Source organism: Gluconobacter frateurii (assembly GCF_002723955.1).
GTDB lineage: Bacteria > Pseudomonadota > Alphaproteobacteria > Acetobacterales > Acetobacteraceae > Gluconobacter > Gluconobacter frateurii.
The window spans coordinates 217,685-236,225 of the sequence record NZ_BEWN01000005.1 but is presented as its reverse complement, the minus strand read 5'-3'; the positions used below and the strand labels follow the sequence as shown (position 1 = coordinate 236,225).

Annotated in this window: 19 protein-coding genes; 12 read left to right on the top strand and 7 right to left on the bottom strand. The window is 57.1% G+C overall.

The window, feature by feature from the left end; genetic code table 11:
- Positions 1-78: 78 nt before the first annotated feature.
- Positions 79-1,500, top strand: a complete 1,422-nt coding sequence (locus GFR01_RS13930; RefSeq protein ID WP_099182921.1) for a mannose-1-phosphate guanylyltransferase/mannose-6-phosphate isomerase — start codon at positions 79-81, stop codon at positions 1,498-1,500.
- 16 nt (positions 1,501-1,516) lie between these two features.
- Here GFR01_RS13930 and GFR01_RS13925 read toward each other — a convergent pair whose 3' ends face one another.
- Both GFR01_RS13925 and GFR01_RS13920 read right to left on the bottom strand, forming a co-directional pair.
- Positions 1,517-2,104, bottom strand: a complete 588-nt coding sequence (locus GFR01_RS13925; RefSeq protein WP_099182920.1) for a nucleotidyltransferase family protein — start codon at positions 2,102-2,104, stop codon at positions 1,517-1,519.
- Positions 2,104-3,072, bottom strand: a complete 969-nt coding sequence (locus GFR01_RS13920; protein WP_099182919.1) for an XdhC family protein — start codon at positions 3,070-3,072, stop codon at positions 2,104-2,106. Before GFR01_RS13920 ends, GFR01_RS13925 begins: the two co-directional genes overlap by 1 nt.
- Before the next feature lie 156 nt (positions 3,073-3,228).
- On the opposite strand from GFR01_RS13920, the gene GFR01_RS13915 reads away from it, so the two are divergent.
- The 6 genes from GFR01_RS13915 to GFR01_RS13890 all read left to right on the top strand — a co-directional run bounded on the left by GFR01_RS13915 (position 3,229) and on the right by GFR01_RS13890 (position 8,034).
- Positions 3,229-4,425 (top strand): molybdopterin molybdotransferase MoeA, encoded by a 1,197-nt coding sequence (locus GFR01_RS13915; protein ID WP_244902301.1) that lies wholly within the window; start codon positions 3,229-3,231, stop codon positions 4,423-4,425.
- Positions 4,415-5,452: a GTP 3',8-cyclase MoaA gene (gene moaA / locus GFR01_RS13910; RefSeq protein WP_099182918.1), complete on the top strand. Its 1,038-nt coding sequence runs from the start codon at positions 4,415-4,417 to the stop codon at positions 5,450-5,452. The genes GFR01_RS13915 and moaA overlap by 11 nt, the downstream gene beginning before the upstream one ends.
- Positions 5,453-5,470: 18 nt before the next feature.
- Complete coding sequence (gene moaC, locus GFR01_RS13905) at positions 5,471-5,953, top strand: cyclic pyranopterin monophosphate synthase MoaC (protein WP_063905220.1); 483 nt, start codon at positions 5,471-5,473, stop codon at positions 5,951-5,953.
- Entirely contained in the window at positions 5,950-6,777 is an 828-nt protein-coding gene (locus GFR01_RS13900) for an NTP transferase domain-containing protein (protein ID WP_099182917.1), read from the top strand. Before moaC ends, GFR01_RS13900 begins: the two co-directional genes overlap by 4 nt.
- Positions 6,774-7,277, top strand: coding sequence for a molybdenum cofactor biosynthesis protein MoaE (locus GFR01_RS13895; protein WP_099182916.1), 504 nt, complete (start codon positions 6,774-6,776; stop codon positions 7,275-7,277). The genes GFR01_RS13900 and GFR01_RS13895 overlap by 4 nt, the downstream gene beginning before the upstream one ends.
- A 196-nt stretch (positions 7,278-7,473) precedes the next feature.
- Positions 7,474-8,034 (top strand): hypothetical protein, encoded by a 561-nt coding sequence (locus tag GFR01_RS13890; RefSeq protein ID WP_174694719.1) that lies wholly within the window; start codon positions 7,474-7,476, stop codon positions 8,032-8,034.
- A 200-nt stretch (positions 8,035-8,234) separates the two neighbouring features.
- On the opposite strand, the gene GFR01_RS13880 is transcribed toward GFR01_RS13890, so the two are convergent.
- The gene (locus GFR01_RS13880) at positions 8,235-8,441 is read right to left on the bottom strand and encodes a TOBE domain-containing protein (protein WP_063905226.1); all 207 of its coding nucleotides are present in this window, start codon (positions 8,439-8,441) and stop codon (positions 8,235-8,237) included.
- 124 nt (positions 8,442-8,565) lie between these two features.
- Positions 8,566-9,705, bottom strand: a complete 1,140-nt coding sequence (locus GFR01_RS13875; RefSeq protein ID WP_063905419.1) for a type III PLP-dependent enzyme — start codon at positions 9,703-9,705, stop codon at positions 8,566-8,568.
- A 385-nt stretch (positions 9,706-10,090) separates the two neighbouring features.
- On the opposite strand from GFR01_RS13875, the gene GFR01_RS13870 reads away from it, so the two are divergent.
- A complete protein-coding gene (locus tag GFR01_RS13870) occupies positions 10,091-11,236 on the top strand; it encodes a YihY/virulence factor BrkB family protein (RefSeq protein ID WP_063905228.1) in 1,146 nt (381 codons plus the stop codon).
- A gap of 30 nt (positions 11,237-11,266) precedes the next feature.
- On the opposite strand, the gene GFR01_RS13865 is transcribed toward GFR01_RS13870, so the two are convergent.
- Entirely contained in the window at positions 11,267-11,899 is a 633-nt protein-coding gene (locus GFR01_RS13865; protein ID WP_063905229.1) for a septal ring lytic transglycosylase RlpA family protein, read from the bottom strand.
- A gap of 154 nt (positions 11,900-12,053) precedes the next feature.
- Between GFR01_RS13865 and aroQ the strand changes: the two genes are divergently transcribed.
- Genes aroQ through GFR01_RS13845 form a run of 4 tightly spaced genes read left to right on the top strand, consistent with a single transcriptional unit; the run spans position 12,054 to position 14,886 of the window.
- Positions 12,054-12,503 (top strand): type II 3-dehydroquinate dehydratase, encoded by a 450-nt coding sequence (gene aroQ, locus GFR01_RS13860; RefSeq protein WP_023943307.1) that lies wholly within the window; start codon positions 12,054-12,056, stop codon positions 12,501-12,503.
- Positions 12,500-12,952, top strand: coding sequence for an acetyl-CoA carboxylase biotin carboxyl carrier protein (locus GFR01_RS13855; protein WP_063905232.1), 453 nt, complete (start codon positions 12,500-12,502; stop codon positions 12,950-12,952). The genes aroQ and GFR01_RS13855 overlap by 4 nt, the downstream gene beginning before the upstream one ends.
- Positions 12,952-14,301: an acetyl-CoA carboxylase biotin carboxylase subunit gene (gene accC / locus GFR01_RS13850; RefSeq protein ID WP_099182913.1), complete on the top strand. Its 1,350-nt coding sequence runs from the start codon at positions 12,952-12,954 to the stop codon at positions 14,299-14,301. Before GFR01_RS13855 ends, accC begins: the two co-directional genes overlap by 1 nt.
- 15 nt (positions 14,302-14,316) lie before the next feature.
- Complete coding sequence (locus GFR01_RS13845; RefSeq protein ID WP_063905234.1) at positions 14,317-14,886, top strand: NIPSNAP family protein; 570 nt, start codon at positions 14,317-14,319, stop codon at positions 14,884-14,886.
- 67 nt (positions 14,887-14,953) lie between these two features.
- On the opposite strand, the gene GFR01_RS13840 is transcribed toward GFR01_RS13845, so the two are convergent.
- Together GFR01_RS13840 and GFR01_RS13835 are read right to left on the bottom strand one after the other, a co-directional pair.
- Positions 14,954-17,152 carry a peptidase domain-containing ABC transporter gene (locus GFR01_RS13840; protein ID WP_099182912.1) on the bottom strand — a complete coding sequence of 733 codons (2,199 nt, stop codon included), beginning with the start codon at positions 17,150-17,152 and terminating at the stop codon, positions 14,954-14,956.
- 11 nt (positions 17,153-17,163) lie between these two features.
- Complete coding sequence (locus GFR01_RS13835; protein ID WP_099182911.1) at positions 17,164-18,456, bottom strand: HlyD family secretion protein; 1,293 nt, start codon at positions 18,454-18,456, stop codon at positions 17,164-17,166.
- Between the last annotated feature and the right edge of the window lie 85 nt (positions 18,457-18,541).

The following is an 18,541-nucleotide window of genomic DNA, read 5'->3' as shown; positions in this document are numbered from 1 at the left end:
GTTTTGTGAAACTATACCCCGATATGGCTTTGCCACATTCATGGCTGCCTTTCACGCGGTGGAAAGAATATCTGCTCCATGGTTCAGCATGTCGTCCCGGTAATCCTGTCAGGTGGATCAGGAAGCCGTCTCTGGCCTGTCTCGCGCAAGAGCTATCCCAAGCAGTTCTGGCCTCTCTTGAATGACAGGACCCTGATTCAGGAGACGGCGCTTCGTGGTCAGGTCGCTGGTTTCTCAGACCCGATTGTCGTCTGTAATTCAGAGCATCGTTTTATTGTGGCTGAGCAGCTGCGGGATGCCGGGATACAGAAAAGCCACATCGTTCTGGAGCCAGTCGGACGGAACTCCGCGCCCGCCATTGCCGCTGCGGCTTTTATGGTTGCGGAGCAGGACCCGGACGCCATCCTCTGGATCATGGCGGCAGATGCGGCCATCACGGATGAAGAGGCTCTTCGTGGTGCTCTTGGTCGTGCGATTGAAGCGGCAGATGCTGGACGGATTGTCACGTTCGGCATGAGGCCGACCCGGCCTGAAACCGGCTATGGCTATATAGAAGTCGGCGCTGAACTGAATGGTGTTCACGGCGTCTATGACGTCTCCCGCTTTATCGAAAAGCCGGATGCGGCCAAGGCACTAACGCTCTACAATTCCGAGAAGTATCTCTGGAACTCTGGCATGTTTGTTGTGAAGGCCAGCGTCTTCCTTCAGGAAACGGAGCGGTATGAGCCGCGCATCCACGAGACCGTTGGCCAGTCTGTTCGTAATCGCCATACGGATATGGATTTCGAGCGGCTTGAAGAAAAAAGCTTTGCTGCTGCACCGGACATTTCGGTTGATTACGCGATTGCCGAGCGGACTGAACTGGCGGCTGTTGTACCAGGCAGTTTTGGGTGGTCTGACATTGGAAGCTGGGATGCGCTGTGGGATCTGAGTGCCAAGGATGAGGACGGGAATGCCGCGATTGGTGACGTGTTCCTGGATGGCGCGAAGAACTGTTACGTCCGCTCTGACGGGATTGTGGCGACTGTAACGGGTGTTGATAACTTGATCGTGGTTGTCACGCCGGATGCGGTCATGGTCTCGCATCGGGACCGGGCACAGGACATCAAGCACATGGTGTCCCGTCTGACGCTGGCGGGCCGCAAGGAAGCGACAGCTCATAACCGATGTTATCGCCCGTGGGGCTTCTATGAGAGCCTCATTCAGGCAGATCGCTTTCAGGTCAAACGCATTGTTGTGGAACCGGGGGCAAAGCTCTCGCTTCAGAAGCATTTCCATCGGGCGGAACATTGGGTCGTGGTCGGTGGTACCGCGCTCGTCACGCGCGATGAAGACCTTGTGCTGGTGCGTGAGAACGAGAGCGTCTATCTGCCGTTGGGATGTGTTCATCGCTTGGAGAACCCCGGCAAAATTCCGTTGACGCTGATCGAGGTCCAGTCCGGCCCGTATCTTGGCGAAGACGATATCGTGCGTATCGAGGATGTTTACGCACGGAGCTGATGTGGTGTGCGATCGATCAGGTGAGCTGGTCTATCCAGCCTGCGCTGATCGCTTCTGCCAGTTGCTCGGGCGTGTCTAGGTCTTCCAGCAGTTCTGGAGCCTCGATTTTCAAAGGTGGGTTGCTTTTCCAGAGGCTCCGGAAACCCTTGTCTCCTTGAAGTTCGGATGCTCTTGCCAATGTCTCCGTCGTAAGGCGCACGGGAATGCCCTGTGCGTCCGGGCGATATTGCGAGACGATATTCTGCTCCGCGCTGTTTTCCATTAATTGCATCAGGCGTGTAAGAGTCAGGCGCGGCTGATCCGTTCCTGCAATCAGAACGGGATGAGGGCTGCCTTTCAAGGCTTGTGCCGCGTATTGAAGAGAACTGGCCAGACCGGTTTCCCAGTCTGGATTGCGGCAGATTTCTACAGGGAGGCCAGCGAGGACTGCTTCAACGGTCTCAGCGTTTCCGCCAGTGACTATGATCAGCCTGTCGGGCTGTGTCTGGAGCAGCAGGTCCGCGATATGCCGCACAAGTGGAATACCCTGCCGCAGGAGCAGTTGTTTGGGTTGCCCAAGTCGGCTGCTGCCACCTGCGGCCAGAAGAACGGCATTATGAGGCATTATGCAGGCCGATGTGCCGTGACCTGAGACAGAATGGAAAGCGCTATTTCCATCGGGTTGCGGGCATTGATATCCATCCCGGCTGGTAAATGAAGTTTTTTAAGCTCGGTAGCGTCAATTCCTGAAGCCTTCAGGGCTGAAAGGCGGCTGGCTATCTTGCGGCGGCTTCCGAGAATTCCAACACAGAAGGCGTCGGACTTCAGGGCTTTGGAGGCAATTTCCAGATCGGTATGGGCGTCATGAGTCAGTGTGTACACGGCTGTCCACTCATCAAGAGGGAGCTCATCAAGACACTCTTCCAGACGTCTGCGATCATAATGGTCTTGAGCCACCATGCTGGGAGGGAGGGTCGGTCCAAGCGGGCGAAGCAGAAATGTCTCGACGTTGAACTGTGGGGCCAGTTTTAGAAGTGCGAGCGTAACTGGGTCTCCGCCAGCTACGACAATTCTGAGGGGAGGGGGATAGCGCCTTACGAACGTCTTTTCATCTTCAGGTAAGGGCAAATTGTGTGTGAACTCCATTGCGCCTGTCTGAAGGTCCGTGACGAGGGCGAGTGCGTGACGCGCCTCGCGGGCTTTCCGTAATGCAGCAACATGGGCAGCAAGATCCGCAATAGGCCGAACAAAAATGCTGATCCGGCCGCCGCAGGTGAGCTGGATGTCCAGAACGGGACTGCCAGCACCGTAATCCAGAAGGCGAGGGCGGCGATCTTTCAGGCATTGCAGCGCTTCTGCTGCGACCGCGGCTTCAACACATCCGCCAGAAACATAACCCTGAACATCTCCAGTGCTGGAGATGGCCATTTCACTACCAAGCGACCGTGGTGAAGATCCCGTAATAGACACAAGGGTGGCAAGAGCCGCCTGCTTGCCCTGTGCCAGCCATGCTTCCAGTGTGGGAAGGAGATCATCACTCAGGCCGTATTCCGGCCATTGGGGAAGGGGTGCAAGCCTGTCCGGCCCCATCATGAAATATCCTTTCCTTTACGGGCCCATAAGACTAATCCCAAATGCGATTATGACATAGCCTTTCACGTTCGGGTGTTGATCCTTGGCGTAGCAGGTCTATATCGGCAGGGATAACTCCGGGATGACCTCCGGCACGGATAATCAGAGGAACGGAAATTGGCTGAACTCCTGAGTGTCGCACAGGCCATGGGTCTGGTCCTGGGATATGCTGGCCATTTTGGAACCGAGCAGGTTCCGCTGGCTGAGGCGTCAGGTCGCATTCTCCGGCAGACCATCTGCGCCGAACGTGCTCAGCCTCCTTATGATCGTGTCATGATGGATGGTATTGCCTACAGGTATGGAGCCGGGCCGGTTCTGGGATGTCAGGGCATCCAGCGCGCAGGCGTGCCGGGACAGGCGCTTCCGGAAGGGAATGCCTGCCTGGAGGTCATGACGGGGGCGGTGTTGCCTCTGGGGGCCGATACTGTTGTTCCCGTTGAACGGTTGCTTCGGGATGGAAAGCATATTCGGTTTGAGGACGGCTACGCGCCCGAAAAAGGCCAGTTCGTTCATCGCCAGGGATCGGACTGTTCTATGGGGCATGAACTGCTCGGCTCGGGCCTGCGTCTGAATGGACCTGCGCTGGCTGTTCTGGCCGGGAATGGGCACGCGACTGTTGAGGTGTCTCGCGTTCCGTCGATCGGGATCGTCGCGACGGGCGATGAACTGGTCGAAGTTGGTGGGCCGGTGCGGGATTGGGAAATCCGTCGTTCGAATGAATATGCGCTGACGGGAGCACTGGTTTCACGGGGCTTTACCCGTATCGAACGGTCAGTCGTTCCGGACGATCTCGCCGAGACGATGCTGGCGCTGGAAAAACAGCTCTCCAGACACGATGTTCTTGTGCTCAGCGGAGGCGTTTCCATGGGGCAGTTCGATCATGTACCAAAAGCATTGATGAAGCTTGGTGTGGAGCGCGTTTTTCACAAGGTGGCGCAACGTCCCGGCAAGCCGCTCTGGTTCGGTGTTGGTCCAGAAGGACAGCGTGTTTTTGGACTGCCCGGTAATCCGGTTTCAGCGACGTGCTGTGCCACGCGCTATGTTATTCCCATGCTTCTGGCAGCTCAGGGTTTAAAGCGGCCCGAAACGTACTCCGTGGAACTTGCAGCGGATGCAGCCCGGGTCTCAACGCTGACCCGTTATCTTCCAGTCCGTGTGACGCGTGATGGCTCCGGGCGTGCGCTGGCGACACCGTATCCGATGCCGACTTCAGGCGATTTCAGCTTCCTGGCTGCGACAGACGGTTTTGTAGAACTGGCACCAGGTGAAGACGCCGCTCCCGTCGGGTCACACGCTGTTTTTCATGGCTGGTAGCTCAGTCACATCTTCTGTTCGGGATCGTTTCCAGCGGCCCCTGCATGACCTCCGGATTTCAGTCATGGACCGGTGTAATTTCAGGTGTCCGTACTGCATGCCGGAAGCGACATATCATGAGCATTTCCGCTTTTTGCAACCCAAGGAAAGGCTGAGCTTTGACGAGATCGTCCGGGTAGCTCGGGCGGCCGTTTCGCTGGGTGTGACCAAGTTGCGCTTAACGGGGGGAGAACCTCTTCTTCGGCCTGAGCTGCCTTCTTTGGTTCGTCGGCTTGTCGATATTCCGGGCGTTGAAGATGTGGCTCTGACGACGAATGGCGTTTTGCTGGATCGTCATGCCATGGCCCTCAAAGATGCTGGTCTGGGTCGGGTTACGGTGAGTCTTGATAGCCTGGACCCTGCGATCTTTTCCCGTATGAGCGGGGGGCGTGCGCAGCTTGAACCTGTGCTGACAGCTATTGAGGCGGCGAATGCACTCTCATTTCCCGGTGGTGTGAAAGTGAATACCGTCGTGCAGCGTGGTGTGAATGATATCGGGGTAGAGGATCTTGCTGCCCGGTTTCGTCATACCGGCATCATCGTGCGGTTTATCGAATATATGGATGTGGGGACGCGTAATCACTGGGAGCTGAAAGAAGTCGTTCCATCCCGTGATCTTGTTGCCCGGCTGAATGCACGTTGGCCGCTTGAGCCCCTTGGGCCTCAGTATCAGGGAGAGGTTGCCCGTCGATATTGGTATCAGGATGGCGGCGGTGAAGTCGGGTTTATTTCGTCGGTTACGGCACCGTTCTGCGGTGATTGTTCCCGGGCCCGGCTGTCCTCAGATGGGCAGATCTATACATGCCTGTTTGCATCTGAAGGCACGGATCTGCGTGGTCTTCTGCGAAGTGATGCAGATGACGATGCCCTGCGTGATCGGCTTGCGTCCGTGTGGCAAGCGAGGACGGACAGATATAGTGAAGAGCGTGTCGCAGGTAAGACCAATCCGGCATCACACCGGATCGAAATGAATTATATTGGCGGTTAGATCGGGAGGCCGGGACAGATGAAAACGCTCACCCATGTCAACGAACGTGGAGAAGATCCTCGGATGGTGGATGTCAGTGGCAAGGACGTCACGGAGCGTGCGGCCCATGCACAGGCTCGGGTTCTGTTCCCTGCTGACGTGGCGAAAACCCTGAGCGATGCCGGGTTCATGACGAAGAAGGGCGCGGTTCTGACTGTTGCACAGATTGCAGGCGTGATGGGCGTGAAAGCGACGTCCCAGCTGATCCCGCTTTGTCATCCCTTGTCCCTCAATGGGTGTCGCGTTGAGATTACAATGGAGGGAGATGAAGCCGTCATTGATTGCAGGGTCTCCTGCCAGGGTAAGACAGGCGTTGAGATGGAAGCCCTGACGGGAGCTTCTGTCGCTGCGCTCACGATCTATGATATGTGCAAGGCATTGTCCCACGACATGGTCATCCGGGACGTCCGGCTCATGGGGAAGGCAGGCGGGAAGCGGGACTTCCAGCGGATCGAAGCATGAGCCCGCTTTATGGGCTGGTTCTTGCTGGCGGCCTCAGTTCCCGTATGGGGCAGGACAAGGCTGCGCTGACCTATCATGGTGAGCCGCAGCTTCGGAATGCTTTCGATGCAGTGTCCCCGATGGTCGAGCAGTGCTTTGTCTCTGTTCGAGAGGCTCAGAAAGACGAGCCTCTGCGTGCGGGGTTCCCTCAGATCGTTGATGCCGTCGATGTGGACGGTCCAGCCGCCGGGCTTCTGTCTGCCCATCAGGCGTATCCCGATGCGGCATGGCTTGTGCTGGCCTGTGATCTGCCACTGCTGGATCGCGTCACGCTGGAAACGCTGATTGGCGTGCGGGATGATCAGCATGTGGCGGTAGCCTATCGAAGTGAGCATGACGGTTTGCCGGAACCGCTGTGTGCCATCTGGGAACCTGCGGCGTTGGAAGCCTTGGCCCGACAGGTTGAAGAGGGTCGGAAATGTCCTCGGAAACTCCTGATCAATAGCGATACCCTGCTTCTGTCTCCAAGAACAACGGGCGCACTGGATAACATTAACACCCCCGAGGAACGTGAAAGCGTATCCCGGCGACTGGGAGGCCAGATGATCCGCCTTGATGTGGAATATTTTGCTCAGATGAGAGAGTTGGCAGGACAGAAGGTTGAAACGGTGGAAACCACTTTCGGGACTGTCGGGCCGCTCTATGAGCAGCTTAAGGAAAAATATGGTTTCCCGTTTGAGGCTTCGCGTCTCCGGGTAGCCCTGAATGGAGATTTTGCGCCATGGACACAGCCCTTGAAAAACGGAGACCATGTTGTGTTCATTCCGCCGGTGACGGGCGGATGACGCGCTTTCTGATGGCGGATGCGCCCGTTGATCTGAATGGTCTGCGGGACGGGCTGCATCTGGCGGAAGCCGGGGGGTTCTGCACCTTCGAGGGGTGGGTCCGTAACAGCAATGAGGGCCGCCCGGTGGATGGGCTGGAATATGAGGCTTACGCCCCCCTCGCCGTAAAAGAAGGGGAGCGGATTATCGAGGAGGCTCTGGCCCGTTTCGACATCAGCCATGCTGTTGCGATGCATCGCATGGGAACGCTTCGGGTGGGGGACGTTGCTGTCTGGATCGGTGTGTCCGCGCCGCATCGTGATGCCGCTTTCCGGGCCTGCCGATACATCATTGACGAGATCAAGCATCGCGTTCCGGTCTGGAAGAAAGAGCATTATCTGGACGGAGACGCCGAATGGGTCGCCTGCCATCACTGTCAGACCGCCCCTCGTGCCAGTGATAATGCGCACGATCATGGGCATCATCACCATGATCACGGCTCCTGCGGGCATCAGCATTAAACGTCTGCCCGGCGACGGTTTATCAAAGGTCGCCGGGTCACCTCCCAGAAAATACAGAGTTTTGCGGTCCACTTTTTGGGAACGACAGACCGTCATGTCCCTTGTGGAATGAGCGGTTCAAACTCTATTTTTAGATTGATATTGCAAATCATTCTCAATTAAGGTGTCTCCGGTTCTGCTGATTCGGAGATTGATCATGACACGGACGCCACTTTTCCTGTCTGACCTGTGCTGCTGCGAGCGTCTTGCGCTCTGGAGTATCCGGTGTCTGGTCAGTCGCTACCGACTTCCTTACTGCCACGAGACACGCACGACGGACGGAATGTTTCCTGCATCTTTCCGGCCGGTTCTGGATGCGGCAGAGCGTGCGTTTGAGGATGCCAGCCAGCATCTGAAGGAAGCGGGGGCGCCGGCCCTCGATATCAATCCGCCAGGATCGCAGGGCTTGAGCGCTATGGAAGAGCGTTTCCTTCAGGGAATTCAGACTGTTCAGAACGAGGGGCAGAAAGAGGTCTTTGCCCTGCTGGCGGATCTGTTTCCCGAGCGGCTGATGCAGGGGTACATCGTGACGGCACTTGCGCTGATCTCGGACTGTATGGCGGGTATTGGTCACTGGCTTCCGCGCCATGAAAGAAAAACGGCTGGGGCTGGCGCACTGTCATCTCTTGCACGCTGGAAAAAGATTCACCCCGCGGACATGCGTGTTCTCTGGCCCCGTGACGTTCCTCCCTCGTGGGCAGGCAGGACGCTTCACTAAGTGGGCAGATTCAGAAATGAGAGACTATTCTTCTGCGCCCAAAGAACTCGAAACAGCAGCAGTTTCGCTGCTCCTTCTAAGTCTGGGAATACTCAGTTTTAGCTGGATCGCATGGATAGGATTCGACCTGACCCTTGAGGAAATTTTGAACGCCTTCTGGGGGCAGGGTCAGGTCTGGTCGATGTTCAGAGAGTAAGGGTTCAGTCTACCCCGACCATTACGCTGGATGCTTTGATAACGGCATAGGCGTCTTTGCCGACTGACAGATCCAGCTCATCCACCGCCTCATTCGTAATGGCACTCGTGATGATCGTGCCATTGACGTCGAGTGTGATGTGAGAGGTCGTTGCACCCTTCACAATCTGGGTGATCCGGCCTTTGAGCTGATTGCGTGCACTGAGTTTCATGTGTCTGTCCCTGCGAATGTGTTTCCACCAAGGTGGTTAACGACATAGCCAGACACAAGTCTCATTTATAGATCGTGCGTCTTTCCGAGAGATGGCAAAGCCAGATCTCTCGGAGCAGAATTTTTCAGATGTAGTGCTCAGTCAGCGGCGGGAAGCCATTGAAACCGACGGAGCAATACGTTGAGACATAGGCGCCAGTCGCCAGAATTTCGATCCGGTCACCGGACTTCAGGCTGTTCGGCAGCGGGATGCGGTTCTTTTCGTAAAGAATGTCCACACCGTCACAGCTTGGGCCTGCCACGACGCAGGGAGAGCGCGTGCTGTCCGTCTCATCATGAGGTGTACGGAATGTGTAGCGAATGGCTTCACCTTCCGTCTCCGCCAGGCCGCCAAAGCGGCCGATATCCAGATAGACCCAGCGTGGATCCTTCTCGGCACCACCCCGACGGCTGACCAGAATAACCTCACTGGAGACCAGACCAGCCTGACCAACCATGTACCGGCCGGGCTCAAGCAGGACTTCTGGCTCACCGTCCGGAAAGTGCTCGGCCAATGCTGCGCGGATAGCCGTGCCGAAATCCTGCACGGACGGAATGTTTTCCCGGTAATGCGTTGGAAAACCACCGCCCAGATTGATCATCTGAAGATCGAGCCCTTCCGCACGCAGTTCATGATACAGCGTTGCGGCTTTGGCGATGGCGTGCTGATAGGCGGCGATGCCGGTCTGCTGGCTGCCTACATGGAAGGACAGACCGTAAGGGTGCAGGCCAAGCTCTTTCGCACGTCGCATGAGATCGCGCGCGTGGGCGATTGTCGTGCCGAACTTGCGGGAGAGGGGCCAGTCAGCACCTTCGTTTTCGACAGCCAGACGGCAGAAAACGCGTGCGCCAGGTGCATTGGCCGCAATTTTTTCAAGCTCTTCCATGCTGTCCAGCACGAAGAGATCAATGCCCATCGCGCGGGCCTCGCGAATGGCACCGACCTTCTTCAGCGTATTGCCGTAGGAGATGCGGTCCGCCGTTGCACCTGCATCAAGGCACATCCGAATTTCTTCCAGGGAAGCGGCGTCGAAAGAGGAGCCGAGAGCGACCAGGCGCTTCAGAATAGCCGGGGCCGGATTGGCCTTGATGGCATAGTAAATCTTGCCCGACGGCAGCGCGTCATGAAGAGCACGATAGTTGTTTTCTACAACATCGAGATCAACGACGAGGCAAGGGGTTGCCGGCTGTTGCTCGGCAAGAAAACGGGTGATTTTGGGAGTCATGACACTCATTCCCAGAACCGGACTCGTCAGGGAAGAATGACACCCTGCGAGTGTGTTGCGAAACGGTCGAACGGACCAGCGAATAGCGGGGACCCAAAAGAACGGGACCCGGAAGGCCAGAACGCTTGACGTCGTTGCGTAACCTCGAGAGGGCCAGTGGCACGTGCGTTGCTGCGTGACGGGGCGTATGAAACCAAAGCCTCATCCTTGCAAGGGGTATTTTTGCATTATTTGCATTTAGGAAATAATGATGGCCGTGAAATCAGGGCAAATTCGGAACGTAGAAGGCTATTTCTGCGTAATAGCAGGGCTGAGCTGATCTTGAGTCTGAAGAGCAGTTCACCTTGCATTCTGCCCATAAACAGGAACTGCCGAGGACCCCTGCGTGAGCTTATTTCCCGATTCTGCGTCAGCTTCCGGCCCCGCGCCGGACGCACCTTCGGACCCTGACCGGAAAACAATCCAGAATGATATGGAGCGTGTCAGGCAACTGACGCCCGACCCGGACGAGGAGGATATCCGTCAGGCGCGCAAGCTTGGTCCGGATGCGCCGGGAACAGGGGCAGCATCTCCACTTAATATGCCAAAGGCTGGCTGGAAGATCGTATTTCGTCAGGTCTTCTCAGAGGTGGGCTCATCCCAGACGTCGCTTTCCGCTGCCGGATGTGCGTTCTACGCAACATTGTCGCTCTTCCCGGCCATCTCCAGTCTGATCTCGCTTTACGGGCTGGCCTTCGATCTCCAGACCGTGGAGCCGCAGCTCGAAGTTCTGCGTCATCTTCTGCCGCCAACTGCCTATTCGCTTATTGGAAACCGGATTCATGAGCTGGTCTCCCAGCCTCATACATCCCTGACGATAGGCCTGATTTTCTCCCTGTCTGTGGCGCTATGGTCAGCGTCCGCCAGCACAAAGTCGATTCTTTCGGCTCTGAATATGGCTTATAATACGACCGAAACCCGCGGCTTTCTGCGCTTCCAGGCGACAGCACTGGCGACGACGTTTACGGCGGTGTTTGGTGCAGCCCTTACGTTGGCTCTCATGGTCGCAGCGCCGGCGCTTGTAGATTATCTGCCCCGTATTCTGGGTTTCCGGAAACCGCCGCCACCGTTTGATCTGTTGGTTTCCTACGGAGCGCCGTTAGTTGTTCACACGCTTGCGCCGCTTCTGATGCTGCTGTTTGTCTTCGTGGCAGTCACGATGCTGTATCGTTTTGCACCGTGCCGCGATGCCGCGAAATGGCGCTGGATTGTGCCCGGTTCTGCGGTCGCTACAGTTCTGTGGGTGATCCTGTCTCTGGGCTTCTCATGGTATGTCGCGCATTTTGCGAGCTATGGCGCAACGTACGGACCCTTGGGTGCTGTCGCCGCGATCATGATGTGGTTTTTCGTGAGTGCGTATGTCGTGCTGTTCGGCGCGGAGCTGAATGCCGGACTTGAAGAGCGCGCGCGTGGAGCGCAGCCACGGATTTCCGGATTGCCCCAACCAGACCCATTGGTCGCGGAGGCCGTTGCTGCAGAGCATTCGCCCTGACAGCGTCAGAACAAATGATTACCCCGCCAGTTAGTGCTGGCGGGTTCTTTTCTTGGACGAGGTTTGGGAAGAAGCAGCCTGAATGGCTTCTTCGCTCGTATCAGCCGAATCGGCTTCAGCCACTTCGCTTGCAGCGTTCGGGGCTGTCATATCTGTCGACGGATGATCAGCGACCTGAGCAATCGTCACATGCGCCGTGCCGCTGTGCAGCATGCCGATACGTTCGGCAGCAGCATGGGACAGATCAATGATCCGGCTGTTGAAAGGGCCACGATCGTTCACTGTAACGATGACTGACCGGCCTGTGTCCTGAGACGTCACGAGCAGCTTCGTGCCGATTGGCAGCGAGGGGTGAGCCGCTGTCATGTCATTGGTATTGAAAATCTCACCGCTACTGGTCCGGCGGCCATGGAAATGGCGGCCATACCAGCTTGCCATGCCGTGCTGCGTCCAGGACGCTGCTTTGTGCGCACGGTTTGCAAGCGCAGTTCTTACCGAGTCTGCCCAGCTAGTTCTGACTGTCCCCGCTGAACCATCCGGAGACTCGTCGGCCGCATAGGCGACAGAGGCACCGCTCATTCCTGCAAGGGCGACAGCAAATGTCATGCCGCGCAGAGGAACCAGACGTAAAGACGGACGTAGGGCAGACAGGACAAAATGCACTAGACTGGTATCTTCTCCAGTTGACGAAAGCGGGCTCGAACAATGCCTGGTAGCACAAAACCGATGCCCTGTCCTCCTTTGAACCCCCCGAAGACGGCAGGAATAGGGCGATGACGCTTTCATGACGGCTCCGAAAGTGCTATCGCGCGGCCAGATGAAACGTCCTCTCATTGCCGTACTGAACGGCCCGAACCTCAATATGCTGGGTCTTCGTCAACCCGGGATCTATGGCCACGCTACGCTCGACGATGTTGAGCAGGTGTGCATTCAGGCTGCCGAACGCCTGGATGTTGCCATTGATTTCCGCCAGACGAACGGGGAGGGAGAACTTGTGTCCTGGGTGCAGGAATGTCGCGGCCGCGCTGATGGAATCGTGATCAATCCTGCTGCTTATGGACATACCTCGATTGCTTTGCTCGATGCGCTTCTTGCCGTTGAGCTGCCAATCGTTGAGGTTCACATCTCGAATATTCACCGCAGGGAGCCATTCCGGCATCATACCTACGTCTCGCAGGCCGCCATCGGTGTGATCTGCGGCCTCGGCGTCAGGGGATACGCGCATGCGCTTCAGGCAATAACCGACATGATCGAAGACGAAGGATGAGCCGTATGCTCGTGGACAAGGATGCCATTCGGGCATTGGCCGATATTCTGACCGAAACCGGCCTGACCGAAATCGAGATCTCCGAAGCGGACAGCCGCATCCGCGTGGCACGCAACGTCAACGTGGTCCAGGCCGCCGCTCCGGCCGTTGCCGCTGCGCCTGTCGCTGCTGCTGCTCCGGTCGCTGCTGCCGCTCCGGCTGATCCGGCCAAGCATCCGGGCGCTGTGCCCAGCCCGATGGTGGGTGTAGCTTATCTGACCCCCGATCCGTCTTCCCCGCCATTCGCGCAGGAAGGTCAGCCAGTTGCTGCCGGCCAGACGATCATGCTGATCGAAGCCATGAAAACCTTCAACCAGATCAAGGCGCCTCGCGCCGGTACGCTGACGAAGTTCCTCGTCGAGTCCGGCCAGCCTGTTGAATTTGGTGAGCCACTGGCGATCATCGAGTAATGTTTTCCAAGATCCTTATTGCCAACCGTGGTGAGATCGCGCTGCGTATTCAGCGCGCCTGCCGCGAGATGGGCATCAAAACCGTAGCGGTCCACTCCACGGCAGACGCCGATGCCATGCATGTGCGTCTGGCGGACGAAGCCGTCTGCATTGGGCCGCCAAGCTCTCGTGATTCCTACCTGAATGTCGCCGCCATTCTCTCGGCGGCCACGATCACCGGTGCGGAAGCGATTCACCCCGGCTACGGCTTCCTTTCCGAGAATGCCGAGTTCGCCGAGACGGTGGAAGAGCATGGTCTGGCCTTCATCGGCCCGACGGCGCAGCACATCCGCATGATGGGTGACAAGATCACGGCCAAGACGACCATGCGTGAGCTGGGCGTTCCATTGGTTCCGGGATCTGACGGTGCGTTGCCAGATCTGCAGTCGGCTCGTGAAGTGGCTGAACGCGTGGGCTATCCTGTGCTGATCAAGGCCGCGGCTGGCGGTGGTGGTCGTGGCATGAAGGTTGCCAAGACGGCTGACGAGATTGAGGAAGCCTGGACCGTCGCACGTACCGAAGCGCGCGCGGCCTTCGGGAACGACGAAGTTTATCTTGAAAAGTATCTCAATCGTCCGCGTCATATCGAGCTTCAGATCCTTGGCGATGCCCATGGCAATGTGGTGCATTTCGGCGAGCGTGACTGCTCCCTCCAGCGTCGTCACCAAAAGCTGCTTGAAGAGGCCGGTTCCCCGGCTCTGACAGATGCCGAACGTGAAGAAATCGGTCGCACCTCGACCGAGGCTCTGGCGCGTATGGGCTACCGGAATGCTGGTACGCTCGAGTTCCTGTATCAGGACGGCCAGTTCTGCTTTATCGAGATGAACACCCGCCTTCAGGTGGAGCATCCGGTAACGGAAATGGTGTGCAGCGTCGATCTGGTGCGTGAGCAGATTCGGATCGCAGCTGGTGAAAAGCTTGGCTACACGCAGAAGGACATCAAGATGTCCGGCCACGCTATCGAGTGCCGCATTAACGCCGAGAACCCGGCAACCTTTGCGCCGAGCCCTGGCACGGTCAATGTGTTCCATGCTCCGGGTGGTCTGGGTGTGCGAATGGACAGCGCTCTTTACGCTGGCTATCGCATCCCGCCGTACTACGACAGCATGATTGCCAAGCTGATTGTTCATGCTCCGACCCGTCAGGAAGCCATCGCCCGCATGCAGCGCGCGCTGGACGAATGTGTGGTTGATGGTGTGCAGACGGTTATCCCACTGCATCGGAAGATCCTTGCTGATCCGTCTTTCCAGAAGGGTGACTACACCATTCACTGGCTGGAGAATTTCGTCGCTGAACAGACGAAGTCCTGACCTGGAGACCATGCAATGAGTTACGCAGAAACTGTCTTTCTGGATGTTCAGGTCGGACATGTCCCGCAGGTTGTTTCTGCGCTCTCTGGCCTTGAAGGGGCTGGAGCATGGGTGACGGAAATTGGTCGGCTCAACCGGATCACATTGTTCCGGACCGCAGAGACTTATGCCGAATTGCTGGAAGGGCGTCCGGAAATACTGGCGTCTCTGCCGCATGAGCATCTGGTTCGGGTCGAAGTGACATCCTGGCGTGTGATCACACCTGTGGCCGACCCGGGAACTTATGGTGGTGTCTATGAATGGCGCTGCTATGAGGCTACGCCTGACGGCATGGCCGATTTGGAAGAGCGTTTTCTGGCTGCCGCACCGGCGCGGACAGGGCTTTCACCTCTGACATGCACGCTTGTTTCGCTTGAAGGTGCCCCACGGTTTGCCCATTTGTGGCCGTATGCAGATCTGAACCAGCGTGCTGAAGTCCGTTCAGCTGCGGTTGCAACAGGAACATGGCCACCGAAGGTGGCATCTTTCCTGACGCGGATGGAAAATGAAATTCTCGTTCCGCTGCCGGGATCGGCTTGGCGTTAACGTATCACGCCGATTCAGAGAAAAAGAAAGCCGGACTGCACTGTTGCAGCCCGGCTTTTTTATTGGATCATCCGACTGTGGGCTGGGGCCACTGACCATACTGGCTGAGGCTGGTAAATTTGGAAGCTGAGGGCTTTTCCTCACGCACGGGAGTATGGCCCTCCCGCTCAATTTTCAGGCCGTCTGCTGTGAGGCGGAAGACGATATCTGCATGGGCAATGGTTGCAGGCCGATGTGCGACCATGATGCGTGTCGTGTGGAGCTGTCGCAGTGCCTGGGCGACTTTTGCTTCGGTGGCTTCATCAAGATGGCTGGTGGCTTCATCAAGGAACAGGATCTGTGGTGCGCGATAAAGGGCGCGGGCGAGAAGGACGCGCTGCTTCTGACCACCAGAGAGGCTGGACCCCATGTCACCTACAAGAGACTCATACCGCATGGGCATGCGCTGGATATCGTCGTGGATGGCAGCCCGTTTGGCGCAGGTTTCGATCAGCGTATGATCAGGGCTTTCCGAGAACCCGCAGATATTGTCTCCGATTGAACCGGAGAACAGACCATCATCCTGAAGTACACCAGCAATCTGGGAACGGTAGCCATCCAGTGTGAGACTGCGGATCTCCGAGCCGTCCATGAAGATTTCTCCCTCACTAGGCTCCTGTAGGCCCATGAGGGTTTTCAGAAGCGTCGTCTTGCCACAGCCTGAAGGACCAACAATGGCCACGCTCTGTCCGGCAGGAATGTCGAAGGACAGGTTCCGGAAAATCCAGGGACCGTCAGGGCTGTAGCGTACGGAGAGATTGCGGACTGCCAGAGTACCGCGGCCTGTCTCGTGAGAGGATGACGGAGGCAGCAGGAGCCCCTGAGGCTCGGGGTCGCTCATAACGATATCCGAGAGGCGATCCGTCTGGATACTCAGCATCCTGAGCTTGAAGCCAGTATTGATGAGGCTGCTGATCCGGCCTGCAAACTGGTCTTTGTAGGACAGGAACGCCACAAGCATACCGACTGACATATGTCCGCGCATGACCATATTGGCCCCGAGAACCAGCATGATCAGACGGTCTGCTCCAAAGATCATATCGGCGAGCCGACCAAAGATCAGATCGAAGCGCTGTAGCCGCAGATGAATGTTCATCGAATCAATGACGCTGTTCAGCCAGGCTGTCTGGCGTCGCTCCCGGAGGTTTAGGAGCTTGACTGTGGCCATGTTGCGTAGCGTTTCGATGAAATGCGTCTGGCTTTTTGCATCCTGTACGACAGCTTCTTCCGACGCGCGGCGATAGGTGCCGTAGGTCGTCAGCCGCAGAAGGATATCCAGTCCCATGGCGATGCAGGCAATGGCGCCCAGCCAGCCACCATAGAGGAATAGCATCACGCCCATTCCGACAGCCATGATACCGTCCAGAATGGTCTGCACGAGGTCGGTGGTCAGCGTGTGCTGAATCGCAGACAGCGCACCAAAACGGGAAATGACGTCTCCGATATGGCGGCGCGTAAAATAGTCCAGAGGCAGGCGTGTCAGATGCTCGAAAAGCGAGCCGTTCCATTTCAGGGAGACCCGGCTTCCGAACATGACCACGGCCCAGCTTCGAACACTGGCCACCAGCATCTGGAGCAACAGGAGCACGACCATGGCGCAGGCGACGGTCGTGAGAAGGTCGTGGTCGCCTGTGACAAGCACTTCATCAATGATGATCTGACTGACCATCGGTGAGAACAGGGCGATGATTTCAAGGCCCAGGGAAAGTGCGAAGAGGTAAGCCAGCGCGGGCCTGAGGCCAGAAACATGCTTGAACATGTCCCGTAGCCGAAGGGTTTTGCGCTCATCCTTGCGCTCGAAACGTTCAGTCGGCGTGACTTCGAGTGCGACGCCGGTGAATTCCCGTGAAAATTCCTCCGGACCAATTTCTTGCCTGCCTACAGCGGGATCATGAATAATGACTGTCTGTTTGCGCCGCTCGGTTAAAACCACAAAGTGGTTCATTCCCCAGTGTAGAATGCACGGGACAGTCAGCTTATCGAGGTCTTCAATTTCCAGCCTGATAGCACGGGCGTTGAGACCTACACGCCCCGCAACCCCAACGATTTCCCGCAGGGTTGTTCCCTGAGAGGACGTTCCCTGCTGCCGCCGAAAAGTGGCAATATCAATGGGGTGACCGTGGTAACCCATGACCATGGCGAGGCAGGCGAGGCCGCACTCTGCCGCTTCGGACTGAAGAATGACTGGAACATGGCGGCCAAAGCCGAACTGGAGATCACGCAGCATCCGGGTTCTCCTTATCGCGGGCCAATGGTGGTCGTGGTCAGGGTGTTGCGGACACTGATGACGGGATCAAGCAGCCACTGCCAGAGATGCCTGCGATCTGTTGCAATATCGGCGGAGACCGTCATGCCTGCTTCAAGCGGGTGCCGTATTCCGTAGGTTTCGACATAAGTCTGATCTGGTTGAACCCGGATACGATAAATGTCCTGAGGAGAGCTGTTTTTCTGGTCGTTCTCCTGTCCAGAATGAGGCGCCTGTTGGCCTCCGCCGGTGACAGGAGCATGCGTGATCTCTGCAATATGACCGTGATGCAGGCCGAATTTCTGATACGGAAATGCATCGTAGCGCAGGAGGACGGGTTCGTTCTCTTTGAGAAATCCGATCGAGGCACTGTTGACGTAGAGTTCGATCTGCAGAGCCTGGTCTGTTGGTAGAAGGGTCACAAGCGGGGTGCCCGCTGCGACCTGTTCTCCGAGATATCCCCGGACGCCGGTCAGGATCCCATCTTCCGGAGCAAGAACAATAGTGCTGCGACGGCCTTCGTTTTCCGCGGTCTGCTGGTCGATGGCCGCAATCTGCTTGTCCAGTTCATTCAGGTCATGGGAAAGTTCGCTATCAAAGCGGGCAAGTTTGGAGGCGAGATCTGAAATTTTGCTTTCTGCGTCAGTGCGAGACTGCAAGGCCTGTGCATGGGAGCTTAGAAGCTGGGCGTAGGTATAAAGCTGACTCTGGAACTGCGTTTCGGTGATCAGATGATTGTTCTGCGCCCCCTGCATCTTGGCCAGGGCTTTCTGGACCAGAGGCAAGACGCTCTCGTCATTGGAAAGCTGGGCCGAGATCTGCTCACGCTGGCGGGTCAGGAACTGGATCTGATTCAGAAGGGCTTGATGTTCGATAGGAGCGGATTTTTCGCGTAAAGCCCGCTGGTTTTCCAGAAGCGTCTTCTGGCGCAGAAGGTCGGCCAGAACCTGCTTCTGTGTCGGTCCGGTCAGGGATGTTGCTTCCAGATCCTCCGTAAAGAGTACGTCGCCCTTCTGAACACGCTGCCCTTCTGTGGCGTGGATGACGGAAATCGTTCCAGGCTGGATGGCGCCCAGTGTCAGAAGACCGCTCTTGGGCATGACCTGGCCGGTTGCATGCACGCGACGAGTGTAGGTGCCAAACGTCAAAAGAAGCACTGTTCCGACGGTGAGAGCCACGCAACTCCAGGTCACAATCCGCACGGGGAGGGGCTGGCTGATCTGGACGCGGCCAAGCCATGCGTCGCGACGGGCATCCAGGGCTTCACGGCGGAAAAGAGAACTCATGGATAAAAATATGAACCAGAAGAAGTGAAAAGAAAGTGAAGATATACAAATAGCAGTAAAGGCTCTCCGTCGTTTGACGGAGAGC